The sequence below is a fragment of the Bacillus sp. K7 genome, from assembly GCF_053903245.1.
Map to the genome: position 1 here is coordinate 681,581 of NZ_CP096406.1, position 18,450 is coordinate 700,030.

Here is an 18,450-nt window from a genome sequence, read left to right on the forward strand (position 1 = left end):
ATATGAAAAAATGGATGACAGTTTGCATGCTGTGTTTCGTATTTTTTCTGCTGGTGTCCTGCCAGCAGAAGGATGCAGTCCCGGATGCTGAAAAGAAGCTGAAAGCTCCTTTAACTGGACTTGCAACTGAACAGAAGGTGACTGAACGCCGGCCTGTTGCTGTTGTGGTAAACAACCATCCGAAGGCGAGGCCGCAGTCAGGACTGTCTAAAGCCGACATTGTGATAGAAGCGCTTGCTGAAGGGCAAATCACGAGATTTCTGGCCATTTTCCAAAGCCAGATGCCCGAAACTGTCGGACCTGTGCGGAGCGCGAGGGAATATTTCGTCACTCTCAACAATGGTTTTGACAGCATATTTGTCCATCACGGCTGGAGTCCTGGCGCCAAAGAGCAGCTGGAATCCGGAGCTGCCGATTATATGAACGGATTGGATTTTGACGGAAGCTTATTTTGGAGAGCTGATTTCAGCAAACCGCCACATAATTCCTACACGTCTTATGATTACATAAAAAAGGCGGCGGAACAAATGGGATATGAGCTGAAGCAGAAAACAGATCCGCTGCTGTTTCAAACATCAGAAGCAAAACCTGCAAATGAATCTTACAATGTTCGGGTAGATTATGGAACAAAGAACGTTACGAATCTTGTCGAATATAACTATGATAAAAAAGCTAAAGCTTATAAAAGAAGCTCTGATGGAGTCATGACGACAGACCGGGAAACCGGAAAGCCGGTTGCAATGCAGAATATTTTCATTGTTGAAGCCAGCCATCATATTATTGATCAAGATGGAAGGCGGGACATCGATCTAGAATCAGGGGGAAAAGGTCTATTGTTTCAGCACGGAAACGTCATTGAAACAGACTGGAAACAAGTAAACGGCAGAATTGTGCCGGTAAAAGACGGCAAATGGCTGCCTCTTGTCCCCGGAAAGACTTGGATCAATATCGTGCCCGATCTCGATGCGGCTTCCATTAGTAAAGGAGAAGGTGTGTAACGATGCAAATCGATAAATTACGCGGCAAAGAGCTGGACCAGTTATTCAACTCGATCTTATCACTGAAAGACCTGGAGGAATGTTACCGGTTCTTCGATGATCTTTGCACAATTAACGAAATTCAATCGCTGGCTCAGCGCCTTGAAGTGGCGCGCATGCTTCGCGAAGGAAACACGTACCATAAAATTGAAACAGAAACAGGCGCTTCGACGGCTACGATATCCCGTGTGAAACGCTGCTTAAATTACGGCAATGACGCCTATGAATTGGCGCTTGACCGTGTGAAGGAGACGGAAACAGAGTCTCCGTCAAAATAACAAAAAACCGCCCTGCCGTTTGGCATGGGCGGTTTCTTTATGAAACAAATTGGTAGATCAGTTTGTCGATCTCGACGGCGCTGCCATCCTCTTTTCGGTAAACAACATGCTCCTTGGAAAAGCGGACCGGCGAATTGATGCCCGCTGCGGCTGCGAGGTTAAACAGCCCCTCGCGCAATGAAATGACGTAGTTGCAGACACGATGCTGTTTTTCCTCAACGCTCAGTGCTTTTTGCAGTTTTGGATCTGTTGTCGCCACACCTGCCGGACATGTGTTGGTGTGGCAGACGAGGGCGCGGATGCAGCCCACGGAAAACATCATGCCACGGGCAATGTTGACAAAATCAGCGCCGAGGGCTAAAGCGACCGCTATTTTGTCAGGAGTCAGGAGCTTTCCGGAAGCAAAGATTTTCAACTGGCTGCGCAAGCCGTACTGTCTAAGCAGCGTATCAACGATAGGGAGTGCTGTCATAATCGGAAGGCCGACTGTGTCAGCAAGCTCATAAAAGGAAGCGCCAGTACCGCCTTCACTCCCGTCTATCGTGATAAAATCCGGATGCTGTCCGCTTTTCTGCATATAGGAGAAAAGCTCGTGCAATTCGCCAGGATGGCCTGCGACAATTTTGATTCCGACTGGCTTTTGGCCAACATCTCTAAGTTTCTCAATAAAGTTGAGCATTTCGGGAGTGCTTGAAAATTCATAAAAGCGGTTCGGGCTATCAATCGATTTTCCCGGTTCGACATTCCGGATGTCTGCCACTTCCTCTGATACCTTGGCACCATCCACATGGCCGCCGCGGGTTTTCGCTCCTTGCGCCAGCTTTAGCTCAAACGCTTTAATTTGGTCAAGCCTGCTTTTTCTTTTAAACTCCTCCCATGAAAATTGACCGTTTCTTTTGCGCACGCCAAAAAGGCCCGGCCCGATTTGGCAAATGATATCGGCGCCGCCCTTTAAGTGATACTCCGATAATCCCCCTTCACCGGTATTCATCCATGTGCCGCCTGCTTGATGAAGCCCTTTTGAGAGCGCCGTTATCGCCCGTTCTCCAAGAGAACCGTAGCTCATGGCGGACTGCCCGACTAATCCCTTCACATAAAAAGGCTTCTCGCATGTATGCGCGCCGATCACCTGCACATCATCAGGGTGGAGATAATATGGATCGGCCTTGATTTGTTCGGGGTGTTCCTTGCGTTTGAACAGATTGTCAGCATCCAGTTTATAGATATGGGTTTCAATTTTAGGCGTTTGGTTTACATGCATTTCTTCTTTTAATGTTGGAAACAGAGCGTTACGGATATAAAAACCCGGTTTATCAAAATCTCTTACAGATCCAAAGCCCATCATTCTGCTTTTGTATTTGCCCGAGATGACGGTTTGCTCATATTCCTTTCGTGAAAAAGGCTGCTCCTCATTGTCGTTGCTGTATAAATACTGCCTGAGCTCCGGCCCGATTTTTTCAAGGATATATCGAAACCTTCCGATGACGGGATAGTTGCGGAGAATTGAATGCTCCTCCTGTCTTTCATCTCTTATATAAATCCATATAAACAAAACGATGGGGATCGCCATAATCCCGATAATAAATGCGATGAGTGCGATCATGATAGATTCCACCTGCATAAGCCTCCCTTTTTTATGTAATCTTTTCCACAGTTGAACACTTTCCAAACAATAACAGAAGGGGATCGCAACCTAGATTTGAAGCCATAAAAGGCTTTCTGGGGCTCTCTTTTTTGACGAAAAAAGAATCAAAACACCTTTTTCAGTGAATAACGAGATTAACGGCTTTTTCCGTTTTTCCGCGCTATGTGAATTTGTTATAATGTTTAAATGGTAACAAACGAATGGAGGAACGTATGACGTGTACGATGTAACGGAGTGGAAGCATGTCTTTAAACTCGATCCAAATAAAGATTTGCCTGATGAACAGCTGGAGATTCTTTGTGAGTCAGGAACGGATGCGGTCATTATCGGAGGAAGCGATGGTGTGACTGAAGATAATGTCCTTCGGATGATGTCCAAGGTGAGACGGTTTTTGGTGCCCTGTGTCCTTGAGGTGTCAGCGATTGAAGCGATCGTTCCCGGCTTTGACTTATATTTTATTCCGAGTGTATTAAACAGCAAAAACACGGACTGGATTGTCGGAATGCACCAGAAGGCCATGAAGGAATACGGAGAACTGATGTCTATGGAAGAAATAGTGGCGGAGGGGTATTGCATCGCAAATCCGGATTGCAAAGCGGCCGCTTTGACTGAAGCGGATGCCGATCTGGGTGTCGACGATATTGTCGCTTATGCGCGTGTGTCTGAGCTGCTGCAGCTTCCCATATTTTATTTGGAATATAGCGGCGTGCTTGGAGACATAGAAGCCGTGAAGAAAACGAAGGCTGTATTGGAAACGTCCACCTTGTTTTACGGCGGCGGCATCAAGGACGCGGAAACGGCAAAGCAGTATGCAGAGCACGCGGACGTGGTTGTTGTTGGCAATGCAGTTTATGAAGATTTTGACCGGGCGTTGAAAACAGTAGCGGCTGTGAAAGGCGAGTAGTAAATTGTACGGATTTGGTTTATGATAGAACATATGTTTTGTATAGGCGGGTGAACGAATGTTGAATTACATTAGCAATCAATTATTAAGCGGACTAAACCCTGTTCAGCAGGAAGCTGTCAAAACAACGGACGGGCCCCTCTTGCTGATGGCGGGAGCGGGAAGCGGAAAGACGCGTGTCCTGACACATAGAATCGCTTATTTAATGGCGGAAAAGCATGTGGCGCCGTGGAATATTTTGGCGATCACATTTACAAATAAAGCGGCACGAGAAATGAAGGAACGTGTGGAAAGCATTCTCGGACCGGGCGCGGACGATATCTGGATTTCCACTTTCCACAGCATGTGCGTGCGGATTTTGCGCAGAGACATCGACCGGATCGGGATCAACCGCAATTTCTCCATCCTTGATACGGCGGACCAGCTTTCGGTCATCAAGGGGATTTTGAAGGAGCGCAATCTTGATCCGAAGAAGTTTGACCCAAGAAGCATCCTTGGCACGATCAGCGGTGCGAAAAACGAATTGACCGAACCGGAGGAATTCTCTAAAGTTGCCGGCGGTTATTACGATCAGGTGGTCAGCGACGTATATGCTGACTATCAGAAAAAGCTTTTGAAAAACCAGTCACTCGATTTCGACGATTTAATTATGACGACGATTAAACTGTTTGACCGTGTGCCGGAAGTGCTTGAATTTTATCAGCGAAAATTCCAATACATCCACGTTGATGAGTATCAGGATACGAACAGAGCCCAATACATGCTCGTAAAGCAGCTTGCGGAGCGTTTTCAGAACCTTTGTGTGGTCGGGGACTCTGACCAGTCGATTTACAGATGGCGCGGCGCGGATATCACCAACATCCTTTCGTTTGAAAAAGATTATCCGAACGCAAGCGTGATTTTGCTTGAACAAAACTACCGGTCAACAAAACGGATTTTGAGCGCGGCTAACGAGGTCATCAAAAACAACTCGAACCGCAAACCGAAAAATCTGTGGACGGAAAACGATGATGGCGTCAAAATCTCTTACTACCGCGGAGATAACGAGTTCGGCGAAGGACAGTTTGTAGCCGGTAAAATTTATCAGCTTCACAGCTCAGGCAAGCGGAAGCTATCGGATATCGCCATTTTGTACCGGACAAACGCTCAATCCCGTGTGATTGAGGAAACGCTTCTTAAAGCGGGCTTGAACTATAACATTGTCGGCGGCACAAAGTTCTATGACAGAAAAGAAATTAAAGACATTCTCGCGTACCTGCGCCTCGTATCCAATCCGGATGACGATATCAGTTTCACGCGTATTGTCAATGTGCCAAAGCGCGGAGTCGGCGCGACATCACTTGAAAAAATCGCTTCGTATGCGGCGATGAACGGCTTGTCCTTTTTCCAAGCGATTCAGCAGGTTGATTTTATCGGCGTTAGCGCCAAGGCGGCCAACGCGCTCGACAGCTTCAGGCAGATGATTGAGAACCTGACCAATATGCAGGACTACTTGTCCATTACAGAGCTGACAGAAGAAATTCTTGATAAGACGGAATACAGAGAAATGCTGAAGGCTGAGAAATCAATCGAAGCCCAAAGCCGTTTAGAAAACATCGACGAGTTCCTGTCTGTCACGAAAAACTTTGAACAGAAGAGCGAAGACAAGACACTCGTTGCGTTTCTGACAGACTTGGCCCTGATAGCAGATATCGATCAGCTTGACCAGAAGGAGGAAGAGTCGGGCGGCAAGGATGCCATCACCCTGATGACACTGCACGCCGCGAAAGGACTGGAGTTTCCGGTTGTTTTCTTGATGGGGCTTGAAGAAGGCGTCTTCCCGCACAGCCGTTCTCTCATGGAGGAAGCGGAAATGGAGGAAGAGCGCCGTCTTGCTTACGTTGGGATTACAAGGGCGGAGCAGGAGCTTTATCTGACCAACGCCAAAATGCGCACCTTGTTTGGCCGAACAAATATGAATCCGGAATCTCGCTTTATTGCTGAAATACCGGATGATTTATTGGAAAACCTAAATGAGAAAAAAGAAACGAGAGCGCCGTCTGCGAGAAAAATGCAACCGAGACGCGGCCCTGTTTCACGTCCGGTATCCTACGCCAGCAAAACAGGCGGAGACACTTTAAACTGGGCTGTTGGAGATAAGGCCGGCCATAAAAAATGGGGAACAGGAACTGTCGTCAGTGTGAAAGGCGAAGGAGAAGGGACGGAGCTGGATATTGCCTTCCCGAGCCCTGTCGGTGTAAAACGCCTGTTAGCGGCATTCGCTCCTATTGAAAAGCAGTAATTGAAGAGGAAAGGAAGAAGCAGATGGACAAAGAAACAGCGAAGCAGCGTGCAGAAGAACTGCGCCGCACCATCAACAAGTATAGCTATGAATATTACACCTTAGATGAACCGAGCGTCCCTGATGCCGAATATGACAGATTGATGCAGGAGCTGATTGCGATCGAGGAGGAGCATCCAGCTCTCAGAACGCCTGACTCTCCTACGCAGCGTGTCGGCGGAGCCGTGCTTGAAGCGTTTCAGAAAGTCACTCACGGCACGCCGATGCTCAGTTTGGGCAACGCCTTTAATGCCGATGATCTCCGTGATTTTGACCGCCGCGTGCGCCAGGCTGTCGGTGACGATGTGGCGTATAATGTGGAGCTGAAAATAGACGGTCTTGCTGTTTCTCTCCGTTATGAATACGGCTATTTTGTCAGAGGAGCCACAAGAGGTGACGGCACGACGGGAGAGGATATTACGGAGAATCTAAAGACGATCCGCAATATTCCGCTCAAAATGAAACGTGATTTGTCCATCGAAGTGCGCGGCGAGGCGTATATGCCAAAGCCTTCGTTTGAAGCGCTCAATGAGGAACGGATCAAAAACGAAGAAGAACCGTTTGCCAATCCGCGAAATGCCGCCGCGGGATCACTAAGACAGCTCGATCCGAAAATTGCGGCGAAACGAAACCTCGATATCTTCGTCTACAGTATAGCGGAGCTTGACGAAATTGGAGTGGGGACACAAAGCCAGGGACTAGATTTTCTCGATGAAATCGGATTTAAGACGAATCAGGAACGAAAAAAGTGCGGCAGCATAGAAGAAGTCATAGCGCTGATCGATGAGTTTCAGGCTAAGCGCGCTGACCTCCCGTATGAAATTGACGGCATCGTGATTAAGGTAGATTCTCTTGACCAGCAGGAGGAGCTCGGTTTTACGGCGAAAAGCCCGCGTTGGGCCATCGCGTATAAGTTTCCTGCTGAAGAGGTCGTGACAAAGCTTCTCGATATCGAATTAAATGTTGGCAGAACCGGTGTCATTACGCCAACCGCGGTTCTCGAGCCGGTAAAAGTTGCCGGCACAACGGTCTCAAGAGCATCCCTTCATAACGAAGATTTAATTAAAGAGAAGGATATTCGAATCTTGGATAAGGTCGTTGTCAAAAAAGCGGGCGATATCATTCCGGAAGTCGTGAACGTCCTTGTTGAACAGCGCACAGGAGAGGAAAAGGAATTCAGTATGCCGACGGAATGTCCTGAATGCGGGAGCGAACTCGTCCGTATCGAAGGAGAAGTGGCGCTTCGCTGCATTAATCCTGAATGCCCGGCGCAAATCCGGGAAGGGCTGATCCATTTTGTTTCCCGCAATGCCATGAACATTGACGGGCTCGGCGAACGAGTCATCACACAGCTGTTTGAGGAGAATCTTGTCCGCAATGTGGCGGATTTGTATAAGCTGACGAAGGAACAGGTCATCCAGCTCGAACGAATGGGAGAAAAGTCCACTGAAAACCTGATCAGCTCCATCCAAAAATCAAAGGAAAACTCGTTAGAGCGCTTGCTATTCGGACTCGGCATCCGCTTTATCGGTTCAAAGGCCGCAAAGACGCTCGCCATGCATTTTGAAAGTCTGGAGAATCTGAAAAAAGCCTCTTTAGAGGAGCTTCTTGCGATCGACGAAATCGGTGAAAAAATGGCTGACGCGGTCATCACTTATTTTCATAAAGAAGAAATGCTCGATCTCTTGAATGAACTACAGGAGCTGGGCGTCAATACACTCTACAAAGGCCCGAAAAAAGTAAAAGCAGAAGAAAGCGATTCTTACTTTGCCGGTAAAACAATTGTCCTGACAGGAAAACTGGAAGAACTGTCTAGAAACGAAGCCAAAGCGCAAATTGAAGCGCTCGGCGGAAAGCTGACTGGAAGCGTCAGCAAAAACACAGACTTGGTCATCGCCGGAGAAGCGGCTGGAAGCAAGCTGACAAAAGCGCAAGAGCTGGACATCGAAGTGTGGAATGAAGAACAGTTAATCGGAGAGCTAAAGAAATAAGAGGAGTGTTTTCTATTGAAAAAGACGTTGGCAATGGCGGCAACGGCGGCAGTGTTAATGCTGTCTGCCTGCTCGTCAGGTTTTGGGGGGGAGAAGGAGGAAGAGATCACGCAAAAGACGGCGAAATCGTCAGAAAAAGCGATTGTCCCGAAATATAACATCTCTGATTCCTATTACAAAATGGTGCTGCCATTTAAGGCGGGAAAAGCGCGCGGCTTGACGACGGAACAGCTGAATACAAGATTGGATATTGATGAGTTTGAAACAGGGCTGATGCGTCTTGCCCAAGATTCTTTCTCAACTGAAGATTATCTGTTCCAAGAAGGGCAATATTTAGATGAAGATACTGTATTAAGCTGGCTTGCACGGAAAAAAACAGGTTCTGATCTAAAAAAAGCCCAAAAAAAGGATGAAAACTTCAAAAATGAAGGGTTGAACCCAGCGCTTCCAAGCTCCGGTTCAACAGAAGAGAAAAACGAAAGCAGCCCGGTTTATTTAGCATCCATGCTGGAGCACGATTATTTAGTCAGAAAAGACAAAAATTCCATTCAGCTTGGCGGCGTGATGATCGGACTGGCCTTGAACTCTGTGTATTACTATCGTGAAAAAACAGGCGACCCGCAAAAAGAGGTGGAGATTAAGGACAGCACGCTCCGCAAACAGGGAGAAAAAATCGCACAGGAGGTCATTAACCGCCTCCGTAAAAAAGATAACTTGAAGAATGTGCCGATCACCATCGCGCTTTACAAGCAGGCGTCAAAAACATCGATTGTGCCGGGGAACTTTTTAGCCAAAACAGAAGTCAAAGCAGGCTCCGCGGATATCTCAAATTGGGATGACATCAATGAAACTTATGTTTTCTATCCGGCGGATACAACCACAGCAGAAAAATACCCGGATGACACCGAGGTCTTTAAGCGGTTCAAAAATTCAATCGAAGAGTATTTCCCGAACTACACAGGCGTTGTAGGGACAGCGTTGTATGAAAATAATGAAATGACGAAAATGAAGATCGACATTCCAATGCAATTCTATGGAAAAAGTGAAGTCGTCGCGTTTACCCAGTTTTTAACGGGTGAAGTGATGGATTACTACGCTAAGAGCTCACTTAATCTCGAAGTGAATATCACGTCTTCCGATGGACAGGAAGCGGTCATTATCCGCAATGCAGGAGATAAAGAGCCGACTGTTCACATTTATGACTAATATTGGAGCACCCCTTGTGCCGCTGCGGCGCAGGGGTTTTTTGCGTTTTTTTGAAGGTTAAGTAGCATTGGAGAGGGTGTTTATTTGTGTTATGATGTTCTAAAAATAGAAAAGGGTTGAAAATATGAAAAATAAATCCTTTTATTTCATATGGGCGGGCCAGTCAATTGCCAATTTAGGAGATTCTTTATACGTGCTGGTACTGACCCTGTTTACATATCAAGTCACAGACTCGGCCTTTTTGGCTTCGCTGGTAGCTATGATGCAGTTTGTGGGTCAGTCATTAAGCGCAGTATTTATACCGGTTTTTATTCATAAATACAGATTAAAGCACATTTTGATTTTTTTACAGTTAACGCAAACCATTCTGTTATCTTTGTTGCTTCTCATATTTATGATCCATATTAAATCTATTTTGATTTTTTTCTTTATCGTATTTTTAATGTCGCTGTTAGATGGAGGAACTATTCCGGTCAGAAATTCAATGATTCCCCGTTTTGTTCCAAAATCCATGTTGTTGAAAGCAAACAGCCTGGTGCTGACCTCTGATCAAATCGTGCTCCTACTCGGATGGCTGCTCGGCGGTATTTTGATCAAATGGCTCGGGCCCCAATTGCTTCTATTGTTGACTTTTGCGCTTTATGGCATCTCTACAGTATCTTTATTTTTTGTCAAGGATGCGGGAAAAGGAGATGCCGAAAAGGAAGAAAACGAGTCTATTATGGATAAAATTTCCTCCGGGTGGAAAGCAATTTATCAAATGCCTGTTATCAGAATGCTGACTGTTCTTGAGCTTTTATCCATGTTCGGCAGAAGTATTTGGACAGGTGCCATTATCCTTGTTTATGTCGATGAAGTGCTGCATCAAAACGAAACATGGTGGGGGTTTATTAACGCAAGCTATTTCGCCGGCACCATTACAGGCGGTTTAATCGTTTGGAAACTTTCAAAAATAATGAATGGAAAACTGTTCTCGATGATTTTATGGACATCACTTGCCATCGGCGCTTGCACACTATGCCTTGCGCTTAACAAGTATGCGTTGGCATCGCTGCTTTTTGTCTTTATTTTAGGACCTTCATTTCAGCTCCGGGGAATTGCGATCAGAACTTATGTGCAGGAGAGCATAAACGAAACTTTGCTTCCGAAAATACTGTCCGCTCAGCATACAGTAAGTACATTTGTATACGGCGCCTCGATCTTAATTATGAGCAGCCTTACTGATTGGCTGGGTGTTCAATATGTATTTTTCTTGAATTTTATTATATTTACTGTTTCAGCGCTTTTATCTTTAAAACTAAAAAATGAACAAATATAGACAATGTTTTATAAATATTTACAAATTATTTGTTGTGTGTTTAAATTGGTGATGTAAAATACTACTTGTAAAGAGGTGGATATGTTGAATGGTAACTTGAATTTATTTCCTCTTTCTCATCATCAAAAAAGGATATTAAATATCGAAAATTTATACCCAGAAACAGCTATTAATCATATTGGCGGCCTTATCCAAATCAATGGAAAACTTCATCTTGAGACCTTAAAAAAAGCCATTCAGCATTGTATCAGACAGACAGAGTCCCTCAGAATACGGCTCATGAAGCAGGAAGATTCAGTTCTTCAATACATAGACGAAATAGCGCAGGCACGTGTGCCATCAGTCGATTTTACTTCAACAGACCATCCATATGATAGAATGCTAGATTGGGCCGAACAGGAATTTAAAATACCTTTCTCTTTATATAATGGCGCACTTGTTCAATTTTATGTTTTCCAAACAGATGAAGCAACCTGCGGGTATTTAATCAAATGCCATCATATTATTGCCGACGGCTGGTCTATGAAAATCATCATTGATAAGATTAAGGATCTGTACATGCTTCTGGCAAATGGAGAACTGCCTGAAGAAGGCGGTGACGACTATTCGATTCTCATAGAAAAAGAGAAAAAATACCTTTCTTCGCCACGATATAAAAAAGATGCCGCATTTTGGAAAGAGAAATTTTCTCATCTGCCAGACAGCTTCTTGTCAAAAAGTTCAGCGAACATTGCTGGAAAACGCAAACGATTTAAACTTGACCAAGAACATTCTGCTGCTGTTTATGAATTTATTCAAAAGCAAGGCTCTTCGTTAAACGCATTGTTTACCGCATCGCTGTTTTGGTATTTGAGCAAAGCAACGGGAGAGAATGATTTCATTATCGGCACGCCGGTCCTAAACAGGTCTGGAAAGAAGGAAAAAAGCACGGCGGGTATGACTGTCAGTACGATGCCGTTCAGAAAGAAAACAGACCTAGACCAACGTTTTTCAGACTTTTTACAAGAAGTCAATTCAGACTACCTAAAATACTTTCTCCACCAACGGTACCCCTATGACGAACTGATAAAGGAATTGCAGCTGGCAAAACAGGGATACGACCAGCTCTTCCAAATGTATATCAATTCATACAACACCGATCTTGCTTCTGATATAGATGGATGCCATGTCGAATATGATGAATTATATAACGGATCACAGCCTTATTCCCTTCAAATTGCGGTTAAAGAATGGGACGAAGGCGGAGCAATTGAATTACAGTTCGACTACAAGGTTGCGGATTACAGCGAAGCGGAAATTCAGCAATTGAAAGACCGTTTACTCCGCCTGATTTTATTGCTTATCGAGGATTCAGACATTCAATTCAGACATTTGTCTATTTTAACTGAACAAGAAAAAAGGGACGAGATATGTAAGTGGAATCAGACGCAGGCCGACTATCCGAAAGAGCAGACAATCAATCAATTAATTCAAGCAACAGCCTTGCAGTATCCGTTTCGCACAGCGATAGAGGATGGCGAGAGACATGTTTCTTATCAAGAACTGGATGAACGCTCGAACCAAATTGCTCGCTGCCTTATACATAAAGGAATAAGCCGCGGTGATTTTGTTGCCGTGAGCATGAAACACTCACCGGAGTTGATTGCTGTTTTACTGGGCATTTTAAAAGCAGGCGGCGCTTATGTGCCGATCGACCCCGAGTATCCCGCGGAAAGAATCAAGTATATATTAGAAAATAGTGAAGCGGCGTTATTTATTACAGACCCTCTTTTTAAAATAGACTGCCGTTTGCCAAGGCACGTAAAACCAATCAGTATTGACTGCACCAAGTTTAATGATTTAGATACGGGACAGTTAGACATCAGGAACGATCCTTCCGACATCGCATATATGATTTACACTTCTGGATCAACAGGGCAGCCGAAGGGCGTGATGATTGAACATCAAAGCCTTGTGAACTACATTACATCAGCCTCTCAGAATTATACTTCTTCCCAAGAGGACAGCTTTGCGCTGTACTCATCCATAGCTTTTGATTTAACCGTTACATCCATTTACACCCCATTAGTGACAGGAAATAAGATTATCATTTACAGACAAGAAGATATTCCGGAATTTATACTTCATCAAATCGTAAAAGAAATGAAAACGGCTGTCATCAAGCTGACACCAGCACATTTAGCGTTGCTGAAAGATGCAAACTTAAAAGATTCCTCTATAAAAAGAATGATCGTTGGCGGAGAGCAGCTGTCTGTTTCTTTAGCACGCCAAATAACAGAAGCATCAGATCACCGCATCGAGATCTTTAATGAATACGGGCCGACAGAAGCGACCGTTGGGTGTATGATCCACAAATATGACCGAGAACAGGATCAGCAAGCTTCGGTTCCAATTGGGGTTCCGCTGCAGAATACAGAAATTTATTTATTAGATGAACAGCTGCAGCCTGTATTGCCGGGAACTCAAGGTGAAATGTATATTTCGGGCGATAATGTTGCCAGAGGATATTGGAAGCGTCCGGATTTGCAAACCGAACGTTTTCTGGATAACCCTTTCATGAAGGGCAGAAAAATGTATAAGACAGGCGATCTGGCGAAAAGAACGAATAATGGATTGCTTGAATATGCAGGGCGTAAAGACCATCAAATCAAATTGAAAGGCTACCGTATAGAACTGGGAGAAATTGAATTAGCCCTGCTTTCTCTCGAGGAAATAGAAGAAGCGGTTGTCATTGATTTTGGTGATTCACAGGGCAGAAAGCAATTGGCGGCATATGTAGTGAGCTCTGCACCTACGCCAGTGCTGGAGCTTAGGAAAAAGCTTTCTGGCAAACTGCCCGTTTTTATGGTTCCGGCCTACTTTATCAAGATGGATTATATTCCGCTTACGCAAAATGGAAAAACAGACAAGGAAGCGCTTCCTGATCCTTTACTGTATCAAGAACAGATAGATTATGGATTGTTAAATGATGAGCAGAAGGAAATAGAGGCGGTTCTTTTGGAAACCGCTAAGGAGATTCTTGGCCAGACTGATATTTGCCCAGAGGATCATTTTTATCAGCTTGGCGGAGATTCTATCAAAGCCATTCAATTCGTTACGAAAATGAAAGAAAAAGGTCTTTTTATCAAGACTCAGGATATTATGACATATCCCGTATTTAGAGAACTTGTCAGTGCTGTGACTAGCAAACAATCGCCTGCAATTTCTCAACAACAAGCAGAAGGCAGAGTGTTGGGCACGCCGATTACCCAATGGTTCTGGTCCTTGGATTTAAAGTGCGCTCATTTCTGGCATCAATCGGTTATGCTAACTGCTGAAAAAGAGGTTCATCTTGAAGATGTAAAGGCGGTTCTGTCTTTTTTAATCAATCATCACGACAGCTTGCGAATGAATGTAGAAAAAGAAACGAATATCTTGGTCTATCACAATACAAATATCGAACCTTATATCGAATACCATGATTTGTCTAATCTTTCCGAGGAAGAGCAAACCAAACAAATAGCGGTGATCGGGCAAGAAATGAGAGAAAGCACGGACTTATACAATGGAGTGCTTTTTAAACCCGGTGTGATCAAAGCAAACGAAAAAACGCATTTGTTATTTACGGCCCATCACCTGATCGCGGACGGTGTATCATGGCAAATCCTGATTGATGATTTTCTTGCTCTCTTACATTCAATAGATAAGAAGGAAGAGAAGAGACTCCCTTTAAAGACACATTCTTATCAGGAATTTTCAAATTGGATCAATGAATACGCTTATTCGCGTGAGGCGGAAGAAGAATGCAGCTATTGGAATGAAAAAGTGAAAAAGATTGAGCCGCTCTATGGGATTTGTCCGGAAAATTCCAAAGTTGAAAATAGCATAAAACTGAAACGGTCTTTGAGCAGCCAGATGACTCAAAAACTGCTCAGTGAAGCAAATGAGGCGTATCAAACCCAAACAAATGATTTGCTTATCACTGCGTTAATCCGGGCTTGCCATCATTGCACAGGCAAGGAGATTATTTCTGTGGAATTGGAAGGTCACGGAAGAGAGCCATTAAAGGAAGACTTAGATTTTTCAAGGACGTTCGGCTGGTTTACAGCAATGTATCCCGCCGTGTTTCAGGCAGAGGCTGATCTGCCGGCGCAAATCCGTTCAGTGAAAGAAAACCTGCGGAATATTCCCAATAAGGGTATTGGCTACGGCGCTCTCACCTATTTGAGTAAACGAATGCCGGATCACAGGAATCCTGAGCTGCGCTTTAATTATCTGGGAGAAGTTGACCTTTTTTTAGCAGACAAATCAGAATACCGCATGACTTATTTAAATTCAGGCGCAGAGTCATCACCTGAAAATGATCTGACAGTCAGTCTTGATTTGACTGCGGGAATCTATGACGGACAGTTAACGTTGGATTTAATCTTCAGCGATCTTTATCAGACAGAGGATATGGAACAGCTTTTAGATGAATTTTTTGTACAGCTGAAGGAGCTGACTGAACATTGCTGTAAAAAAGAGTCTGTCGAATATACGCCATCAGATTTCGAAACCGCCTCATTATCTATAGAAGAATTGGATTCCTTGTTCAAATGATGAGAAACGTATGGCTGATTTTATGTCTTTGTATCCTGTCAATTCAAATCTGGGGTGGCGGACAGGCAAGCGCCCAGACGCCAGCTGATAAGCGCATTGACGCTCTGATCGAAAAGCAGATGAAGGAAAGCGGAATACCGGGGATCGCAGTGACAGTGGTAAAAGGAAATGATGTGGTATACGAAAAGGGGTTTGGTTATGCCGGCGAAAGGCATAGCCGCCCTGTAACCGCCTCGACATTGTTTGAGATGGGCTCAACCTCTAAAGCGTTTACTGCACTGGGTGTACTTAAGCTTGTACATTCGGGGGCAATCAGTCTAAATGACCCTGTCAGCCGGTATATCAGCGGATTTTATGCAGTTTACAACGGAAAGAAAACAGATATCACAATTCAACAGTTGCTGCATCATACAAGCGGAATTCCTTTTTTATCGATAGCGGATATCAAAGTTGATTCAAAGGAAGATGCTTTGGAGAAAACGGCGAAGGGATTAAAGGGAGTTGAACTTAGTCATAAGCCGGGAAGCACATTTGAATATGCCACAATTAATTATGATGTGCTGGGATATATCATTGAACAGGCATCAGGACAGCCGTACGAGCAATATATGGCTGAGCACGTTTTTAAGCAGGTAGATATGTCAAACACGTATGCTGGGCGGCACGCTGGACATGCTGGCGATGTCTCATCAGGTTTTAAAATTGGATTTTTAAAAGCCAGAGCCTATAAAGCGCCTGAGTATAGGGGGAACACGCCTGCCGGATATATTATCACGAACGCAGAGGATGTATCTAAATGGCTTCGATATCAGCTGAATCACAGCGACGGTGATATAGGCCGCTTGATTGAGCAAAGCCACCTGCCTGATAAAAGCGTAAAAGCCGAAGAGCCGGGTGTGTATTATGGTGCGGGATGGTCAATTTTTGAAAAAAAGAGCAGAGTCAAAGAAGTGTTCCATGCCGGCTCCAACCCCAACTTTTCTTCGTTTATTATCGTCAGCTCTGACGATAATGCGGCTGTAGGGGTTTTGGCTAATATGAACAGCGCGTATCCTGAGAAAATCGCTCGTTCTGTTATACAGGTAATAACCGATCAAAGCCAAAAGCAGGACGGTTCTGTCACTGATCCGTTTCAGGTCATTGATAAAGCTGCGGCTGCCATGCTCGTTTTATTCAGTTTATTGCTTATTGTTCTGCTGTGGAGAATTTATATTTTTCTAAAAGGTGTAAAATCGAAAAATGTTCCCGCTCAGCAGGGAACAGGAATAAAGGCGCTGCTTTGGGTGATTTTGCTGGCAGCCGGAATAGTTGCGCCTAAGCTCATTTCAGTCTTCGCCTTTAATGGCTTGCCTTGGAGCATGATATTTATTTGGGGGCCCGGTTCTCTTCTTTATTTGGCAGTGGTTTATTATATGCTGCTCCTTGCCTCCTGTATATTCGGTTTAATCGCTTGTTTTTTCAATCACCGTGCCGCAAGAAGGAGTGAGACGCATGAAATATGAAACATCCATCCCTGATATTCAGCCGTTTAACGACTTATTTTATCGCAGCTGTTTTTTTAATTGTTATTTTTCAGTGGTTCGCTCGTTTCAGCAAGAAATCCATCCTTATCTTTTAAATGACATATATTCGTATCAATTGGATGAAGGCGGTTATCCAATGATTGATCGGACAGAAGTTTATGATCCTGAGTATGTCATGAATCAGCAGGGAATAAGCGCAGATAAGCAATCGGTGAGCAGCAGTCTCATAGATGATGTGAAACGGGATGTTCTTAAAAATAAACCCGTCATCATTTGGTTGGATACATATGCACAGCCTTATAGACAGGAATATATGTCTAAGCATAACCGGAACAGCATACTGATTTATGGCTTTCATGACGTAGATCAGACTGTTCTTGCCATTGAAAACCGTTATCCCGATAACTTGTCATATGAAGCCAGAAATATTTCATATCATCATTTGGCCAAAGCCTATCAAGGCTTTCACAGTTATTTTCAGCCTCCTGCCGCTTTTCATTCTTATGCCTCCTTTTCCTATGATCCGGATAGGGATCGCTCAAGACAAATCATTTTCAAGGATGCGGCTGCCTTCTTTGTTCATAACATCACCGAGCATATAGATCGGATGTTATCTGGTTTGGCGTCCTTCAGCCGGTTTACTGAGCAATTTCACAGCATAAGAGACAGCGAAAAGCTCCTACATTCATTTAATGGAATTTTAAATGTAAAAAAAACAGAGCAATACCGCCTCGCATTTCTTCCGGCGTTTGAACAGCTTGCCGCTGTGACGTCTGACATTATTGATGAGTGGGAAGCAGCGCGGCATCTGGCGGCTAAGCTTTATTTTTCGGGAGGATCTTCTTCAGGTTATGAAGATCGAATCAAAGATTCACTGAACAAAGTGCTGGAACTTGAAGCAGCCCATATTGAATGCCTGAAGGATATTGGTAAAGAGGAGAGGGTCAAATGATCAAATTATTCTGTCTGCCGTATGCCGGGGGTTCGAGCACCATCTTCAGCGGGTGGAAAAGATATCTTGATGCATCAGTTAAACTGGTGGCCTTAGAGCTTCCGGGACATGGAACGAGAATGTCTGAGCCATTGCTGAATCATGCAGGGTCCGTGACGGAAGATCTTTTTGAGCAAGCAAAGTCCCATTTGGATGATTCGGATTATGCCATTTTTGGACACAGCATGGGATCGCTGCTTGCATACGAATTGCAAAAGAAATTAACCATGGAAATTAAACAGCCGATCCATATGTTTTTTTCCGGGCGTTTCCCGCCTCATATTCCGGAAAAGAAAGTGCTTCATCAGCTTTCAGATTCCGCTTTAAAACAAGCGGTTATTGAGATGGGGGGTGTACCCGAAGAATTCAGCAAAAATGAGCAGGTGCTTGACTTTTTCCTTCCTATTTTAAGAGCTGACTTTGAGTTGCTGGAAACATACAGGAATACAGCTGTTGCTCCTTTATCCTGCGATATTTCGGTTTTTTATGGAAAACGTGATCTGCCGTCAGTGCTGTTTGATTTATCTGATTGGAATCAGTACACCGGTCAGACATGCAGATTTTACGAATTTGAAGGAGATCATTTTTTCATTAATCAGAAGACAGAAGAAGTGACAGCTAAAATCAATCATATTTTGAATCAGACAGGAGTGGTATGA

Annotated in this window: 12 protein-coding genes; 11 read left to right on the forward strand and 1 reads right to left on the reverse strand. The window is 44.4% G+C overall.

Going from position 1 to position 18,450, the window contains the following annotated elements; genetic code table 11:
* Window positions 1-2: 2 nt before the first annotated feature.
* Entirely contained in the window at window positions 3-998 is a 996-nt protein-coding gene (locus M1D98_RS03530; RefSeq protein WP_010329085.1) for a DUF3048 domain-containing protein, read from the forward strand.
* Window positions 999-1,000: 2 nt separating this feature from the next.
* The gene (locus M1D98_RS03535; RefSeq protein WP_010329086.1) at window positions 1,001-1,315 is read left to right on the forward strand and encodes a YerC/YecD family TrpR-related protein; all 315 of its coding nucleotides are present in this window, start codon (window positions 1,001-1,003) and stop codon (window positions 1,313-1,315) included.
* A 37-nt stretch (window positions 1,316-1,352) separates the two neighbouring features.
* On the opposite strand, the gene M1D98_RS03540 is transcribed toward M1D98_RS03535, so the two are convergent.
* A complete protein-coding gene (locus M1D98_RS03540; RefSeq protein ID WP_121642060.1) occupies window positions 1,353-2,930 on the reverse strand; it encodes an FMN-binding glutamate synthase family protein in 1,578 nt (525 codons plus the stop codon).
* A gap of 247 nt (window positions 2,931-3,177) precedes the next feature.
* Here M1D98_RS03540 and pcrB point away from each other — a divergent pair, with 247 nt between their 5' ends.
* The 9 genes from pcrB to M1D98_RS03585 all read left to right on the forward strand — a co-directional run bounded on the left by pcrB (window position 3,178) and on the right by M1D98_RS03585 (window position 18,450).
* Complete coding sequence (pcrB, locus tag M1D98_RS03545) at window positions 3,178-3,864, forward strand: heptaprenylglyceryl phosphate synthase (protein WP_456280009.1); 687 nt, start codon at window positions 3,178-3,180, stop codon at window positions 3,862-3,864.
* 61 nt (window positions 3,865-3,925) lie between these two features.
* On the forward strand, window positions 3,926-6,145 hold the full coding sequence (gene pcrA, locus M1D98_RS03550) for a DNA helicase PcrA (protein WP_010329089.1): 2,220 nt from the start codon (window positions 3,926-3,928) through the stop codon (window positions 6,143-6,145).
* Between the two features lie 23 nt (window positions 6,146-6,168).
* Window positions 6,169-8,175 (forward strand): NAD-dependent DNA ligase LigA, encoded by a 2,007-nt coding sequence (ligA, locus tag M1D98_RS03555; RefSeq protein ID WP_121642061.1) that lies wholly within the window; start codon window positions 6,169-6,171, stop codon window positions 8,173-8,175.
* 15 nt (window positions 8,176-8,190) lie between these two features.
* Window positions 8,191-9,381 carry a CamS family sex pheromone protein gene (locus M1D98_RS03560; protein WP_268559115.1) on the forward strand — a complete coding sequence of 397 codons (1,191 nt, stop codon included), beginning with the start codon at window positions 8,191-8,193 and terminating at the stop codon, window positions 9,379-9,381.
* Window positions 9,382-9,505: 124 nt separating this feature from the next.
* Window positions 9,506-10,699 carry an MFS transporter gene (locus M1D98_RS03565; RefSeq protein ID WP_268522431.1) on the forward strand — a complete coding sequence of 398 codons (1,194 nt, stop codon included), beginning with the start codon at window positions 9,506-9,508 and terminating at the stop codon, window positions 10,697-10,699.
* An 81-nt stretch (window positions 10,700-10,780) separates the two neighbouring features.
* The gene (locus M1D98_RS03570) at window positions 10,781-15,277 is read left to right on the forward strand and encodes an amino acid adenylation domain-containing protein (RefSeq protein ID WP_456280010.1); all 4,497 of its coding nucleotides are present in this window, start codon (window positions 10,781-10,783) and stop codon (window positions 15,275-15,277) included.
* A complete protein-coding gene (locus M1D98_RS03575; protein ID WP_121642064.1) occupies window positions 15,274-16,779 on the forward strand; it encodes a serine hydrolase domain-containing protein in 1,506 nt (501 codons plus the stop codon). The genes M1D98_RS03570 and M1D98_RS03575 overlap by 4 nt, the downstream gene beginning before the upstream one ends.
* Window positions 16,769-17,752: a cysteine peptidase family C39 domain-containing protein gene (locus tag M1D98_RS03580; RefSeq protein WP_121642065.1), complete on the forward strand. Its 984-nt coding sequence runs from the start codon at window positions 16,769-16,771 to the stop codon at window positions 17,750-17,752. Before M1D98_RS03575 ends, M1D98_RS03580 begins: the two co-directional genes overlap by 11 nt.
* Window positions 17,749-18,450 carry a thioesterase II family protein gene (locus M1D98_RS03585; protein WP_121642066.1) on the forward strand — a complete coding sequence of 234 codons (702 nt, stop codon included), beginning with the start codon at window positions 17,749-17,751 and terminating at the stop codon, window positions 18,448-18,450. The genes M1D98_RS03580 and M1D98_RS03585 overlap by 4 nt, the downstream gene beginning before the upstream one ends.